A 14558-nucleotide genomic window follows, 5' to 3' on the forward strand; every position below is an offset into this window, starting at 1 on the left:
AGCTGATGACCTCTGCCGCTATGGCGCTCCTGGCCGTCGCCGCCCTGCTCATCGGCTTCGCCAAGACCGCCATCGGCGGCGTCGCGAGCATCGCCGTGACCATCTTCGCCCTGGTCCTGCCCACCAGGGAGTCGACCGCGGCGATCCTGCTGCTGCTCATCGTCGGTGACTTCGTCGCGGTGTGGCACTACCGCCGCGATGCCGACATCGCACTGCTCCGGCGGCTCCTCCCAGCCGTCCTGCCGGGCCTGCTCCTCGGCGCGCTCTTCCTCTCCCGCGTCGACGACAGCACGCTCCGTCGTGCCATCGGCGGCCTGCTTCTCGTCCTGGCGGCACTTCAACTCGTGCTGACCTGGCGGTCGCCGGACGCTTCCCGCGTGGGCTCGTCACGTGCAGCAGCCGGGAGCACCGGAGCGGCCGCCGGCTTCGCCACGATGACCGCTAATGCGGCAGGGCCGGTCATGACGCTCTACCTGGTCGCGCAAGGAGTCGACAAGCGGCGGTTCCTCGGCACGAGCGCGTTGTTCTTCTTCGGCGTCAACCTCTGCAAAGTGCCATTCAGCGTCGGACTCGGGCTCTTCGGCAGCGAGACGCTCTCGCGGACACTGGCGCTTCTGCCCTTCGTGCTTGTCGGCACATGGGTCGGGCTCCACACGGCACGCCGACTGAGCCAGACCCGGTTCGATCAGGCGGTACTGGCCGCCACGGCCGTCTCGGCGCTCGCGCTGCTGGTGGGCTGAGAGCGACCCGGGCGCAAGCCGCGGTAAGACATCCTTGGTGGCCACAGCCGCAGGGTGCGCGGGCCGACAGCCGACGTCCGCGTTCTGCCGCTCCTGGGACGACGTCCGTCCCCTCCTCCGCCGAATACGCGCAACGGTGACCGCTCTCTGTATCGCGCCGGGTTAGCCTCACCTGAGCCGGACAGACAGCGATCAGGGGGTCGACATGCGGTTGAGCAGTTGGCAAGTCGGTGGGGTCGGAGTGCTCGTCACGTTGAGTGGGTGCTCCCAGTCCCAGGCTATGGACGCGCCGTCGACCGGGGGCCACGCCGGCGTGCTTCAGGTCGCCGTATCGCAGACGTGCACCCCAGGGTCCGTTCCCGGGTGTGAGGGCGTGGGCGACGAACACTTGTCGTTATCCCGCCGGGCTTCCTCTCGGCAGGAGTGGCCTCAGCGACTCTTTCTGCTGACGATGGCTCGGCCATTGACGTGGAGTTCGATTCCGATGGGGCGGCCACATTCAGTAAGGCAACGAGTCAGGTCGCCCAGAAGGGCGACGAGGGCCGGCTGGTTCTGAAAGTCCAAGACCCAGGTGCTCTCAGCGGTTCGCGTGCCGAGCGCCCTTAGGGCCACGCAGATCCGTGTCGTCGTGCCGAAGCCCCTCAACGCCAAGGACGTGGCGCACCAGATCGCACGCAGTTAGAGCGAACTCGTCGGGCCCTTTCCCGGGCCACTCCCGAGTGCCTCAGGCGAGAGCGCACTCGGGTCGATGTGCCTCGGCGCAGGAGGAACGCGGGTTACCGCTCATGGCATCCCTTTAGGTCAAGACGTGGCGCGGACCGGGGTTCTACGCTGGGTGGTGACGTGTCCGGTCGTCCTGATCGAGATGGATGCGCGGTCCCCGAGCCTGGCTCAACGGCGCTTGACACCAATAGGAGCATCTTTGCCGCTCCTCGGGCCTCCTTGCGCGGTGGCTTCCAGCCGGTCGGCCTCTCGGGCGTGGTTCCGGAGAGAACCCGGTGGTGCGCCTCAGGCGTCAGGCGTCGCGTCGTCGCAGCCGCACTGCGGCCAGGAGCAGAACGACCGCCGCGTAGCCGCAGAAGAGTCCGAAGCCGGCCCAGGGACCCAGCGCCGCGGGATCGGTGTGCACGTGCATGACCCCCTCGCCGACCGTGCTGGGCAGGTACGTGTCGATCGGGTCCGACCATGAGGTCGGCAGGAACCGCACGATGATCGGCAGGACGAACAGCACACCGAACAGCGCGGAGATCGCGCCGGCGGTGTTGCGCAGCAGCGCGCCCAGGCCGAGCCCGAGGACACCGACCACGGTCAGGTAGAGCGCGGCGCCGAGCACGGCACGGAGCACCCCCGGGTCGCCCAGCCCGGCCTGCAGGTTCTTGCCCTTGAGGATCGACTGCCCGACCAGGAACGCGGCCAGCACGGAAGGAACCGTCACGACCAGCGTCACGAGCGCGAAGACCACGGCCTTGGCCCATAGGACGGGCAGGCGGGACGGGACGGCAGCGAGCGTGGCCCGGATCATCCCGGTGGCGTACTCGCCGGTGATGAGCAGCACGCCGAGGACGCCCACGGCCAGCTGTGCCAGGAAGATCCCGGCCAGGCTGCGTGAGGTCGGGTCGAAGCCGGCCGCCTCCCGGGCGTCGTGCGGGGGCCAGTGCGCAACGGTCACGGACGGAACGAGGACGGCGAGCCCGAGGATGAAGACCACGGCCGCAAGCATCGAGAAGCCGGTCGATCGCAGCGACCGGAGCTTGGTCCACTCGGAAAGCACGACCCGGGCCTGAGTGACCTTCTTGGGGGTCGCGGTACTCGGACGCACCGGGGTCCCGCCCGGGGTGCTGTCCGTCGCGTCGCTCGAGCTGTTCGTGATCGCGGTGCTCACCGGTTGACTCCAGCGGTCGTGAGCGCGCTGCCGCCCTCTGTGGTCGTGGTCGTGCCGTGGTACTCCACGGCGTCTTTCGTCAGGTCCATGAAGGCCTCCTCCAGCGAGGTCTGCTGCGGGGACAGCTCGAGCAGCGTGATCCCGGCGGCGCCGGCGGCGATCCCGACCTCGTCGGTGCTCATCCCGCTCACCTCGAGAACGTCGACGCCGGTTGACTCGACGCGCACGTCGGGACCGGTGAGGAGCGTCGCCAGGGCGGCCGGGTCGATGGTGCGGACCCGGACCCGGTTCCCGGAGGCACCGGCGAGGAAGTCCCGGACGCTGGTGTCGGCGATCAGCTTCCCGCGTCCGACGACGATCAGGTGCTCGGCGGTCTGGGCCATCTCGCTCATCAGGTGCGAGGAGACGAAGACCGTGCGGCCCTCGGCGGCCAACGACTTGAGCAGGGTCCGGATCCAGCGGATGCCGTCCGGGTCGAGCCCGTTGACCGGCTCGTCCAAGATGATCGTCTGCGGGTCACCCAGCAGCGCCGAGGCGATGCCAAGGCGCTGCCCCATCCCGAGGGAGAAGGTGCCGGCGCGCTTCTTGGCGACCTCGCGCAGACCTACCAGATCCACCACCTCCTCGACCCGGCGCCGAGGGATGCCCGCCGTCTGCGCCAGGGCCAGGAGGTGGTTGAAGGCGCTGCGGCCCGTGTGGACCGAGCGGGCCTCCAACAGGGCGCCGACCTCGTGCAGTGGAGACTCGAGCTCCCGGTAGGCCCTGCCGTTCACGCGCACCGAGCCGCCCGTGGGCGCGTCCAGTCCGAGGATCATGCGCATCGTGGTGGACTTCCCGGCGCCGTTGGGCCCCAGGAAGCCGGTCACCACTCCGGGCCTGACCGTGAAGGTCAGGTCGTCCACGGCGGTCTTGGTGCCGTAGCGCTTGGTAAGACCGCGGGCCTCGATCATGGGCAGCTCTTTCATCGTCGACATGAAGCATCAGGTTTTGCAGTGGCCGTTGGGGCTGGTTTCCCAGCTGCGGCAGCAGTTCGGCGGGACGGCAGGCTCCCGCACGCTGCCTCATCCACCTGTGCGCACACTGTGGTCCGGCCATGAGTGCGCGCTGTCCGGAGCGGCCGTTCAGTCGACGACCGCCGCGCGGGTCCGTCCGGTCACCACGGCGTAGCCGACGATGACCGCGATCGCAGCCGCCCACACCACCGTCACCAGCCCCGTGCCGAACCCCAGCCCGCCACGGGCCACCGATACGCCCATCCAGTCGGCGACCGAGGCACCCAACGGCCGGGTGATGACGTATGCCGTCCAGAACGCGGGCACGGGCCCGAGCCGCAGGCGCCGGTACCCGAGCGCGGGCACCGCGAACGCCGCGGCGAAGAGCACCGCCGAGCCCAGGTAACCAAGCCCCAGCACGACCGCGGTGAGGTCACCGGCGGCCGTGCCGAGCGCGAACGTCGTCAGCACGGTCGCCCAGTAGAAGAGCTCCCGGCGCGTCGTGTCGATGCTGTGCACCGACAGGGTCCCCTCGGCCCGGTGCCACAGACCCAGCAGCAGCGCGAGCACGAGCGCGAAGCCGACGGACGAGACGGCATACGGCACGCCGAGCCCGACGTGGGCCACGTCCGCGGCGACCGTGCCGAAGACGCTGACCATCGCCACCGCCGTCCAGTACACCCACGGCACGTACCGCTTGGCCGCCAGCTGCACCGCCAGCGCCGCGACGAGGGCCACCCCGGACAGGCCGACGGCGATGACCGGGCCGATCGTGTGGGCCAGGTAGTCCGAGGCGGTCTCGCCCATGCCGGTCGTAAGGAGCTTGAGCACCCAGAACAGGGCGGTTAGCTCCGGGACGCGGGCCAAACGGCTCCCGGTTCGACTGATGAGGGTGGCACGGGCCTGTACCGTGGCGGGCTCCGGAACGATCACGACCGTGTTGGTGCCAACCGGAGTTGGACGTTCCCTGACATGTCCGGCGCGAGGTGCCACTCGCGTACGGCGCGGGCTAGCTGTACCCGGCCACCACGTTCGTAGCAGCGAGCCTGCTTGAACGAACGAGAACCTCCGAATGGGATGTGGCTGGTTCGCTGGCTCGCCTGCGTTCGTCGTGGACGGGGGGCCAACCGTCGTGCCACCGCGGCCGGGATGCTCACGCCTGCAGTGCACCCACCGGTCGCCCGGGCGTCGATGAGGGCGGGCGGCTACTGCCTCCCTCCGTTCACTTCAACGACTGGACTGACCCGGACCAGATCACCGCGGAGCTGGTCGCCGACCTCGAGCGGATCGGCAGCACGCGCTGACCCGGGATGCGCATGCGCCAAGGGCCGCCCATTGGCGCGTGCGGGGCCAACGTCGAAGGAAATGGTTCGTACCAATATTGCGCACACCATAGACGTGGTTGGGAGTCTCGCCTTAGCCTTCCGTCATTGGTCCGTACCACTTAAGGAGTCACAGATGAAGGCGAAGGCCACTCGGTTGGTGACGCTCACCGCTGTGGGCGTCGCCCTGGCCGGCTGCGCGCCGAGCACGGGCGCCGGCGGCAACAGCTCCGCCGCCGGCGACCAGGGCAACGGGCAGGGCACCGTGAAGATGGTGCTCTGGCCCGGCCCGGAGGGCGACGCGATGAGCAAGGTCGTCGCGGCGTACAACGCCGGCCAGGGGCAGAAGGACAAGATCAAGGTCGACATGACCCTGCTGTCGCGGCAGGACACCTTCTCCAAGGAGTCGACCCTGATGGCGGCCAAGTCCAGCCAGCAGGACATCTACTTCGTCGCCAGCTACAACGTCGGGCAGTACTCCAACGCCCTCGAGCCGCTGACGAACGTCGACGCCAGCAACTACTTCCCGGTGGCCGTCGACGGCCTGAAGTACCAGGGCAAGCAGTTCGCCCTGCCGCTGGACGTGTCCAACCACTTCCTGCTCTACCGCAAGGACCTGCTGGACAAGCTGCTCTCGTCGAAGAGCCAGTGGCCGGCGTACGAGGCGGTCGCTGCCAAGGCGGTCGGGGAGAAGCGCGACCCGAAGCCGGCCGAGCAGTGGGACTGGAACGACTACATCGCGATGTCGGCGTGGTTCAGCAAGTCGGCCAACCCGACCTCGCCCACCCAGTACGGGACGATCCTGCAGGCGAAAAACCTGCTCTACAACACGATGATCTGGGACGACGTGCTCTGGGGCGAGGGCGGCAGCTGGACCACCCCGGACGGCAAGGCGAACCTCGACACCCCGCAGGCGCAGAAGGCCGTCAACGTCTACAGCACCATCTACAAGAACGGCTGGACTTCGAAGGACAGCTCGCAAGCCGAGTTCCCCGAGACCCAGGCGGCCCTGAAGGCCGGCAGCGCCGCGTTCGCAGTGCAGTGGTCGGCCGGCTTCGCCGAGCTCAACGACCCCTCGAAGTCGCCGCAGGTGGCCGGCAAGATCGCGATCGCGCCGGTGCCGGGACAGAAGACCCATGTGCACGCCCTCGCGGTCGCGCTCAACAAGTACTCGACCAACAAGGCCGCGGCCACCAAGTTCCTCACCTACCTCGCAACCACCGACGCGATGACCGCCTACGCCAAGGCTGGAGGTATCCCGGCCATGCCGAGCGTTCTGAAGGCGAACGCGTCGATCAACCCGGCTTTCGACAAGATCGCGGAGTCGATCGACAAGTACGGCTACTCGGTGCCGGTGTTCCCCAGCACCTTCCAGGCGTACAGCAAGCTGGCCGAGACCCTCAGCGGAGCGTGGGTCGGTCAGCAGGACGCGGCTACCGCCCTCAAGGACGCCAACGCCGAACTGCAGAAGCTACTCGGCTGACCGTCACCACCTGACCGGGCAGCCACGAGGCCGGCTGCCCGGTCGTACGGTCGGGGCCGCGGCGTCCTGCCACGGCCCCGACCCGGAACATCAGAACCGAAGGAGACAGTTCCATGGCTGCCACCACTGCTTCTCGCGGAGCAGCAGCGAAGTGGGTCCTGGGGTCCCCGCTCATCCTCTTCACCGCGATCTTCGTGGCCTACCCGGTGTACCAGGGCATCCAGACGGGGTTCTTCGGCCTCTCGCTGCAGGACCCGGCCGTTCCCTTCACCGGACTGAGCAACTTCACCGAGGTGCTGACCGACCCGGGCTTCCTCGCCGCGGCCCGCTTCACGGTGCTGTTCGCTCTCGCCGTTACCGTCCTGGAGACCGTTCTCGGCTTCGGGCTGGCCCTGCTGATGAACCGCCAGTTCCCCGGCAAGCGTGTCTTCTTCACGATGCTGCTCGTGCCGATCATGATCGCCCCGGCCCTGATGGGGGTGATGTTCCGGCTGCTGCTCAACGGCGACATCGGCCTCGTGCCGGCCCTCCTGCACGGTGTCGGCGTCGACGTCTCCCTCTTCGCGCCGGACACGGTCGTGCCGCTGCTGGTGCTGCTCGACATCCTGCAGTGGACGCCCTTCACCTTTCTGATCATCTACGCCGGACTCCAGTCCTTCCCGACCGACGTCCTGGAGGCGGCGCAGATCGACGGCGCCGGCTGGTGGCGCACCCTCGGGTCCGTCATCCTGCCGATCATGCGGCCGATCATCTTCGCCGCCGTGTTCCTGCGGCTGATCGACGCCATCCGCACCTTCGACGTCATCTACGTCCTCACTGCTGGCGGGCCCGGCACCAAGACCACCACTATGAGCATCTACATCTACAAGACAGCCTTCGAGTCAGGACAGTTCGGCCTGGCCGCGGCAGCATCGACCATCGTCATGATCGCTTTGGTTCCGTTCGTGCCGCTGCTCGTCAAGCGCATCGTCAACCCGGGAAGGGGCGCCGCATGAGCTCCGCCGACATCAGCACTCACGCTGCCGGCAGCCTGGCAGGCTCTCGCGCCAAGGCCCGCGACAGGGGCACCGGGACGCACCGCTCGAAGCGTCGCCGTCTCTGGTGGACCACCCTCGCGGTCGCCGTCGTGGCCGTTGTCGTCAACGTCCCCTGGATCAACGCCCTCATCGTCAGTTTCAAGTCCGACGGCGACATCTCCCGCGGGGCGTTGGCGCTCGGGCGCCCGACGACCGACCACTACGCCAACTCGCTCGGAGCTGCCGGCTACGACTTCCCGCGCTTCTTCCTCAACTCCGGCATGATCGCGCTCGGGGCCGTCGCGCTGGTCCTGCTCATCGCCGTCCCCAGCACCTACGCTGCCATCCGCTTGGGGTTTGGCGGCCGGTTCATCATGAACGCCTCCAGCGCCCTGCGGCTGCTGCCGGCGATCTTCTTCGCCGTGCCCTACTTCCTGCTCATGTCGAACCTGGGCCTGCTCGACACGGTGCCGGGCCTCATCCTGGCCAACACGTTCCTGAACCTTCCGCTGGCGATCATCCTGCTCGGAGCCGGGTTCCGCGACGTGCCCATCGAGCTGGAGGAAGCCGCGCAGGTCGACGGCGCCAGCACGTACCGCATCCTCTACTCCGTGCTGATACCGATCCTGGCGCCGACACTGGTCGCCGTCTCGGTCCTGGTGTTCATCTTCTCTTGGAACGACTACCTCTTCGCCCTGGTCCTGTCCTCGTCGAACGCGACGCCGGTCACCCTCGGGGCGGCGAACTTCGTGACCAGCACCGGCATCCGCTGGGGCGACATCTCGGCCGCCACCGTCCTGTCCACCCTGCCGCCGGTCCTCTTCGCCGTCTTCGCGCAACGGTTCCTGGTCAGCGGCCTCTCAGCCGGGGCGGTGAAGGGATGACGATGTCGATGGACACCGACACCTCACGTCCGAAGTACGAGCTGGTCGCCGACGCCATCGACCGCCGCGCCGCCGAGCTCAACCCGCACGACGCCCTGCCCTCAGAGCGCGAGCTGATGCAGCAGCTCAACGTGAGCCGGATGACCGTCCGCCGCGCCATCGAACAGCTCGTGCGCCGAGGGCTCGTCTACCAGGTCCACGGCTCCGGCACCTTCGTCGCAGACCCCGCCGTGGTCACCAAGACCCTGCACCTGACGAGCTTCACCGAGGACATGGTCCAGCGGGGGCTGACCCCGACAACCACCGTGCTCAGCTCCGGCACGACGCAGGCAACGCCCGAGATCGCCCGACTGCTCGAGATCCAGCCCGGCGAGGACGTCTTCCTCCTCGAGCGGCTACGGCTCGCCGACGGCAAACCAATGGCCATCGAGCGCGTGCACCTACCGCCGCTGGGCATCGACTTCACCACCATCGACCCGGCCACCTCCCTCTATGCCCAGATGGAAGCCCAAGGCTGGACCGTGGAACGCGCCGCCCAGACCATCGAGGCGGTCAACCTCGAGCACGACCAGGCGCACGCCCTCGACCAGGCCGTCGGCGCCGCAGCGCTACGCGTCACCCGCGTCAGCTACACCGACGCCGGGCAACCGGTCGAGCACGCCTTGACCATCTACCGGAGCGACCGCTACGGCTACGACCTGGTCATCAGCAGGGACGCCGGATGATCCTCGTCGCCGACATCGGCGGTACGAAGATCGCCGCCGCACGCGCCGACCATGTCGGCACGCTCTGCTCAGAGATCATCGAGGCGCCCACACCCTCGCGAGCCGATGCTTCCGCCGTCGTCGCCACCACGATCGAGCTGCTGCGACAACTGCGAACCAGTCACGAGCGAGCCGTTGCGATCGCGACCGCCGGCGTGGTCGACAGCCAGGCCGGCAGCGTCCTCACCGCCACGAGCAGCATCAGCGGCTGGGCCGGAACGCCGCTGGCCACGCTGCTGGCTGACCACGTCGGCCTGCCGACGTGGGTCCTAGGGGACGGCAACGCGTTCGGCGTGGGCCTTGCGGCCGAGCACGGCGTCGACAGCCTCGTGGCCCTCATCGCCGGCACCGGCATCGGCGGCAGCCTCATCGTCGGGGGCGCGCCCCTGACCGGCGCACACCACGCCGGCGGCCATTTCGGCCACATCGTCTCCCCGCAGGCCGCCGGGCTCGCGTGCCCCTGCGGAAGCACCGGCCACCTCGAGGCCGTCGCGTCCGGACACGGCATCCTCGCCTGGTACCACGCGAACGGCGGCGATCCCGCGGTCGCCAGCAGCCTGGAGCTGACGCAGCGCTCCGGGGACGACCTGGCTTGTGCGGCCCTAGCAACCGGGGGGGCCGCCCTCGGCGCCGGCGCCGCCGCCCTGGTCAACGCCCTCGATCCCGACCTGGTGGCCGTGTGCGGCAGCGTCGCCAAGGCAGGCGCCGTCTGGGAGTCGGCACTACGCACCGCATACGCCCAGACGCTGATGCCCGGCCTCAGCCACACCCCGATCGTCATCGCGGCCTCCGGGCCCGAAACGGCGCTGCGCGGAGCAGCGCACTACGCACTCAGGAGGATGAACGCATGACCGCCCACAGGCAACGAGACGTGCTCGCCGAAGTCGAAGGGCAGCTCATCGTCTCCTGCCAGGCCTACCCGGGCGAGCCGATGCGCGCCCCCGCCATCATGGCCGCGGTCGCGCTCGCCGTCGTCCAGGGCGGCGCCAGAGCCGTGCGCGCCCAAGGCATCGAGGACCTGCGTGCCATCCGCCCGCTGGTCGATGTTCCCCTGATCGGGCTCGTCAAGCGCGGCAGCGACGGCGTCTTCATCACCCCGACCGAGCAAGACGCCCTCGACTGCGTCGCCGCCGGCGCCGACATGGTCGCCCTCGACGGCACGACACGGGACCGACCGGACGGCCGAGCGCTGCGTGAGAGCGTCGAGGCGGTCCACCGGGCGGGGGCACTTGTCATGGCCGACTGCGGCAGCGTCCGTGACGCTCACTACAGCGTCGCCGCCGGCGCCGATTGTGTCGGCACGACGCTGGGGGGGTACACCGGCGAGCGGCCGGTCACCACCGGCCCGGACCTCGAGCTCCTCGAGCAGCTCGTCACGTCGGTCGACGTCCCGGTGATCGCGGAGGGAAGGGTGCGAAACCCGGAGGACGCAGCCGCCTGCCTCGCCGTCGGCGCGCATGCCGTCGTGGTCGGAACCGCCATCACGCATCCCACGCGGATCACCAAGGCGTTCGTCGAGCGCCTGCGCACAACGACCGCGAACCCGGTCAGACCCTGATCGACGGCGATACCCGCAAAGGAGGAACCCGTGGACGTCGGCATTGCCGAGTCAGCCGCAGACGCCGCCTCCACCGCAGCAGACCTCATCCAGCGCGCTGTCCGCGCCAAGCCCGAGGTCGTGCTGGGTCTGGCCACCGGGTCGAGCCCCGTCGGCATCTACGACGAGCTCGCCCGCCGCCTCAGCGACGGCGGAATCTCGTTGGCCGCGGCGTCGGCGTTCATGCTGGACGAGTATGTCGGTCTGCCCCCTGACCACCCACAGGCGTACCGCTCCGTCATCGAGGACAAATTCACGCGGAAGGTCGACATCGACCCGGCCCACGTCCACGGGCCCGACGGAACCGCCGATGACGTCGAGGCAGCCTGCGCCGACTACGAACAGGCGATCCGCGCCGCCGGAGGCATCGACGTACAGATCCTCGGCATCGGAACCGACGGGCACATCGCCTTCAACGAGCCGAGCTCCTCTCTGGCCTCCCGGACGCGCATCAAGACCCTGACCAGGCAGACGCGCATCGACAACTCCCGCTTCTTCGACGGCGACCTCGACGCCGTCCCTAGCCACTGCTTGACGCAAGGAATAGGCACCATCCTGGAAGCCCGACAGATCCTTTTGATCGCTGCCGGAAGTGCCAAGGCGGAAGCGATCCGGCAGACCGTCGAGGGGCCGGTCAGCGCCAGATGGCCCGCCACCGCGCTACAGCTCCACCCGGCCGTCACCGTGCTCCTCGACCCCGCTGCAGCCTCCCGGCTCGACCTCGCGGACTACTACCGAGAGGTGTGGGCTAACAAGCCCGAGTGGCAACGACCGTAAGGGCCGATCAAGTGTCGGCCGTGCGCAGGTGGCGGTGACGCCCACCGGAGCGTGAGCGGGTCGACGCTGGCGCGTCCGACTACGCCCCCGCGGACGTGCCACCGGCCACCGATCCCCTTCCCGAGGGGTCTTCGCAGGAGGCGGACCTCGCTCAGCGCGGCCTGACCGACGATGAGCCCGGGTGAGCGAGGAGCGTCGGATGAGGAAACTCGGCGGTAAGAGGGTGATGCGTGCCGCGGTCCGGGAAGACGCCTCGCGGTGAGCCGGCTATAGCCAGGGAAGGCGGTGGTTCTCGAGGGGCCAGCCGAGAGTCGGCCACGTCCTTGCCTGCCCACCGGGCTGGCGCGGCCATTGCATGTGCCTTGGCGACCTCGGGTACGCCAACGGTGGCGCACATCGGCAGGACTGCCGATGTTCTGCCCGCGGCTCATCGTCCAGAGTGGAGCAGTGGCCGGCGCCTGAGCCGACTGGTCTCTCGATGGAGGAGGAGCAGTGCAGTACGACGACTTCGTCTCGTCCGTGCAGGCCCGCAGCGGCCGCCCCCGCGATGAGAGCGAGACGCTGATCCATGCGACGTTGAGAGTGCTGGCCGAACGGTTCAACGCCGATGAGGCCTACGACCTGCGTGCTCAGCTGCCCGGGCCCCTGCAAGCCGATCTCATCCCGCTGCGATGCAAGTTCATCGAGGCCACGCGCCGGTCCATGGGGACGCGGACCGGTAGAACTGACATGGCGGGTCGCGCCCGGCGCTATCCCCAGCAGCACCCAAGATCAAGTGGCGGTGCCCGGGAGGGGCGAGGATGTGGGCATGGCGCAGGCAGGAGAGGACGGGTTCGCGGCTTCCTCGATGCCGTCGCCTCGGTACTCGACGGGGAAGTCAGTCGGACGGAGGCCATAGCCATCAAGGTGGGGCTGTCCCGGTCGCATCTCAGCCGGCTGGTGAGTGCCGTCACCCACGAAGCGCCGAGCGCGCTCTGTCGTCGGGTGCCGCTGGAGCGGGCGGCGTACCGCCTGATCACGAGCGGCGACGCCATTCTCGACATCGCGCTCGAGGCCGGCTACTCCTCCCACGAGGCCTTCACAAGGGCGTTCTCCAGCGCCTACGGAGTGGCGCCGACGCTGTGGCGCCGTGCCCCGACGAGGCTTCAGATCGACGCGCCCAAGGGGGTGCACTTCCATCCGCCCGGCAGCCTAATGTTGCCGGCACGAGGGAAAGTCTTGGGTATGGATCTCATCGTGCGCATGCTCGAGCACAACGTCTGGCTGATCGAGGAGATGCTGCGGCGCTGCCAACGGTTGACAGATGAGGCTCTCGATCGACCCATTAAGTTGTCGGTGGCTGGAGTAGACCCTGACCCGACGCTGCGCTCATTGCTGGCGCGACTGGTGGGCCAGATGGAAATGTGGAGTGCCGCCATCGCCGGGCACGCTTACTCCTGGCCCGACGCCACCCCGAGCGTGATGGAGATGCGCCGACGATTGGCCCTCGTCGGCCCCGAGTTCGTGGCGCAGGTGCGGGCCATTTGCGACGATGGACGCCTCGACGAGGCTGTGCTCTGTCCAGGCGATGACGTCGAGGTCTACACCTACGGCGGCGTGGTCGCACACGTCCTGACGTATGCCGCGCACCGCCGCATCCTCGTCGCCGGAGCCCTTGAGGATGAAGGCATCACGGACCTCGACGAGGACCCGGTGCGCTGGATCTCCGCGGCCGGCTGACCCGGGACACAGCCCCGCTGCCCGATCGGTCGAGGAGCCCCACCGACCGGAGGCATCGGTCATCCGGCAGCCGTAGCCGGGGCACGCCTGGGACATGTGGGTCTGCTGCACCTATCGGTGCAGCAGACCCAACCGCCACCCAAGCGGCCCAACCGAACTGTCACCTACCGGTGCAGCAGACCCTTTGTGCTGTGCGCTGGACTCGGTGCGACCTTGTGGGCGCGGGTGCCCGGGCTCTGTCTCAGGCTGCGGCGGCCAGCTTTGTGAGGACGGCGGCCTGCTCGGTGGTCAGGGCCTTGCCGGTCTGGGCGGAGACCTGCTGGTCGAAGGCGCGAAGGATGTTGGCTCTGGGCCCGTTCTGGCCGCGGGCAGCGGCTTGCGCGGCGGCGGTGAGCTTGTCGCAGAGGCCGGTGGCCACATCGGTGCTGGTGGAGAACTGGGTGGCCAGGTTGCACAGGCTGGAGTAGCTGACCTGGACCTGGAAGGTGGTCGTCGCTGACCCTTGGTTGCCGGCGTTGTCTACCGCGCTGGCGGTCAGCGTGTGTGAGCCGAGCCCGAAGGTGTAGGCAGGTCCTGTGGTGTCTGCGCAGGTGGACGAGGCGATCCCGGAGAGCGAGTCAGCCGGGGTGCAGGTGATCGCGACCTGCTGATCGACCGTGTAGCTGCCGGCGTTGCCGCTGTAGGTGACGGTAGCGGCGGTGGTGTCGATGCGGATGCCGGTGAAGCTCGCCGTGGCGGTGTTGCCGGCGTTGTCGGTGCAGGTCCCGGTCATGGACTGACCGTCCCCGTCGGTGCTGAGGCTCTGGTCCGGCGTGACTGAGGCGACGCCGGATCCGCCGGGCTCGTCGGTGCAGGTGAAGTGCACGGTCACCTCGTGGTTGGTCCAGGTGCCGGAGGTGTAGGGCGTGCCGTTCGATGTCGCCGAGGCGGTGACCGTGGGCGCGGTCGTGTCGCCGGGCAGGTCGAGGCCCACCGCGCTGGAGAGGCCGCAGTCGCCGGCGTTGCTCGAGCTGACGGTGATCGTGTACTGACCGTCCGAGGGGGCGGTGTAGCTCCACTGGCGCCACGGTGTCCCGCCGTAGCTGCCGACCTGGTTGACGCTGGAGGCGAACACCGTCGTGGTGCTCCCGGCGCCGGTGACCGACAGCTGCACGGAGCCGGAGTCGTCGAAGGGCACGTAGTCGTTGGCCTTGAAGAAGGACCAGCCGGTCACGGTCTGACCGGCGTTGGCGGTGAAGGACTGCGTGAGGGCGTTGGTGGGGCACCCGCCCAGTACGACGGCGAAGTATTGGCCGTCCGGGGCCGTGTACCCGGCGTAGGAGGAGGTGACGAAGCCGTTGCCTGACCACCCGCTGGTGTTGCCGGCCTCGAAGCCGGGGTTC

Annotated in this window: 12 protein-coding genes and 1 pseudogene; 9 read left to right on the top strand and 4 right to left on the bottom strand. The window is 68.8% G+C overall.

The window, feature by feature from the left end; genetic code table 11:
- Window positions 1-5 precede the first annotated feature (5 nt).
- Window positions 6-740: a sulfite exporter TauE/SafE family protein gene (locus ABD194_RS10385; RefSeq protein WP_343990972.1), complete on the top strand. Its 735-nt coding sequence runs from the start codon at window positions 6-8 to the stop codon at window positions 738-740.
- A gap of 1015 nt (window positions 741-1755) precedes the next feature.
- On the opposite strand, the gene ABD194_RS10390 is transcribed toward ABD194_RS10385, so the two are convergent.
- From ABD194_RS10390 to ABD194_RS10400, 3 genes are all read right to left on the bottom strand, one after another.
- Complete coding sequence (locus ABD194_RS10390; RefSeq protein ID WP_343990974.1) at window positions 1756-2622, bottom strand: ABC-2 transporter permease; 867 nt, start codon at window positions 2620-2622, stop codon at window positions 1756-1758.
- Entirely contained in the window at window positions 2619-3572 is a 954-nt protein-coding gene (locus ABD194_RS10395) for an ATP-binding cassette domain-containing protein (protein WP_343994103.1), read from the bottom strand. Before ABD194_RS10395 ends, ABD194_RS10390 begins: the two co-directional genes overlap by 4 nt.
- A gap of 171 nt (window positions 3573-3743) precedes the next feature.
- Window positions 3744-4445 carry a COG4705 family protein gene (locus ABD194_RS10400; RefSeq protein WP_343990976.1) on the bottom strand — a complete coding sequence of 234 codons (702 nt, stop codon included), beginning with the start codon at window positions 4443-4445 and terminating at the stop codon, window positions 3744-3746.
- Between the two features lie 627 nt (window positions 4446-5072).
- Here ABD194_RS10400 and ABD194_RS10405 point away from each other — a divergent pair.
- The 8 genes from ABD194_RS10405 (at window position 5073) to ABD194_RS10440 (ending at window position 13176) form a co-directional block, all read left to right on the top strand.
- The gene (locus tag ABD194_RS10405) at window positions 5073-6419 is read left to right on the top strand and encodes an ABC transporter substrate-binding protein (RefSeq protein WP_343990978.1); all 1347 of its coding nucleotides are present in this window, start codon (window positions 5073-5075) and stop codon (window positions 6417-6419) included.
- 113 nt (window positions 6420-6532) lie between these two features.
- On the top strand, window positions 6533-7414 hold the full coding sequence (locus ABD194_RS10410; protein WP_343990981.1) for a carbohydrate ABC transporter permease: 882 nt from the start codon (window positions 6533-6535) through the stop codon (window positions 7412-7414).
- Window positions 7411-8319 carry a carbohydrate ABC transporter permease gene (locus ABD194_RS10415; RefSeq protein WP_343990983.1) on the top strand — a complete coding sequence of 303 codons (909 nt, stop codon included), beginning with the start codon at window positions 7411-7413 and terminating at the stop codon, window positions 8317-8319. The genes ABD194_RS10410 and ABD194_RS10415 overlap by 4 nt, the downstream gene beginning before the upstream one ends.
- A gap of 2 nt (window positions 8320-8321) precedes the next feature.
- Complete coding sequence (locus ABD194_RS10420; protein ID WP_343990985.1) at window positions 8322-9044, top strand: GntR family transcriptional regulator; 723 nt, start codon at window positions 8322-8324, stop codon at window positions 9042-9044.
- Window positions 9041-9934, top strand: coding sequence for an ROK family protein (locus ABD194_RS10425; RefSeq protein ID WP_343990988.1), 894 nt, complete (start codon window positions 9041-9043; stop codon window positions 9932-9934). The genes ABD194_RS10420 and ABD194_RS10425 overlap by 4 nt, the downstream gene beginning before the upstream one ends.
- Window positions 9931-10641, top strand: a complete 711-nt coding sequence (locus tag ABD194_RS10430; protein ID WP_343990990.1) for an N-acetylmannosamine-6-phosphate 2-epimerase — start codon at window positions 9931-9933, stop codon at window positions 10639-10641. Before ABD194_RS10425 ends, ABD194_RS10430 begins: the two co-directional genes overlap by 4 nt.
- A gap of 30 nt (window positions 10642-10671) precedes the next feature.
- Complete coding sequence (gene nagB / locus ABD194_RS10435) at window positions 10672-11457, top strand: glucosamine-6-phosphate deaminase (protein ID WP_343990992.1); 786 nt, start codon at window positions 10672-10674, stop codon at window positions 11455-11457.
- Window positions 11458-11949: 492 nt separating this feature from the next.
- The gene (locus ABD194_RS10440) at window positions 11950-13176 is read left to right on the top strand and encodes a helix-turn-helix domain-containing protein (protein WP_343990994.1); all 1227 of its coding nucleotides are present in this window, start codon (window positions 11950-11952) and stop codon (window positions 13174-13176) included.
- Window positions 13177-13417: 241 nt separating this feature from the next.
- Here ABD194_RS10440 and ABD194_RS10445 read toward each other — a convergent pair.
- Window positions 13418-14558: pseudogene (locus ABD194_RS10445) on the bottom strand (hypothetical protein); the annotation flags it as partial.

It is taken from the genome of Terrabacter terrae (assembly GCF_039529575.1).
Classification (GTDB): domain Bacteria; phylum Actinomycetota; class Actinomycetes; order Actinomycetales; family Dermatophilaceae; genus Terrabacter; species Terrabacter terrae.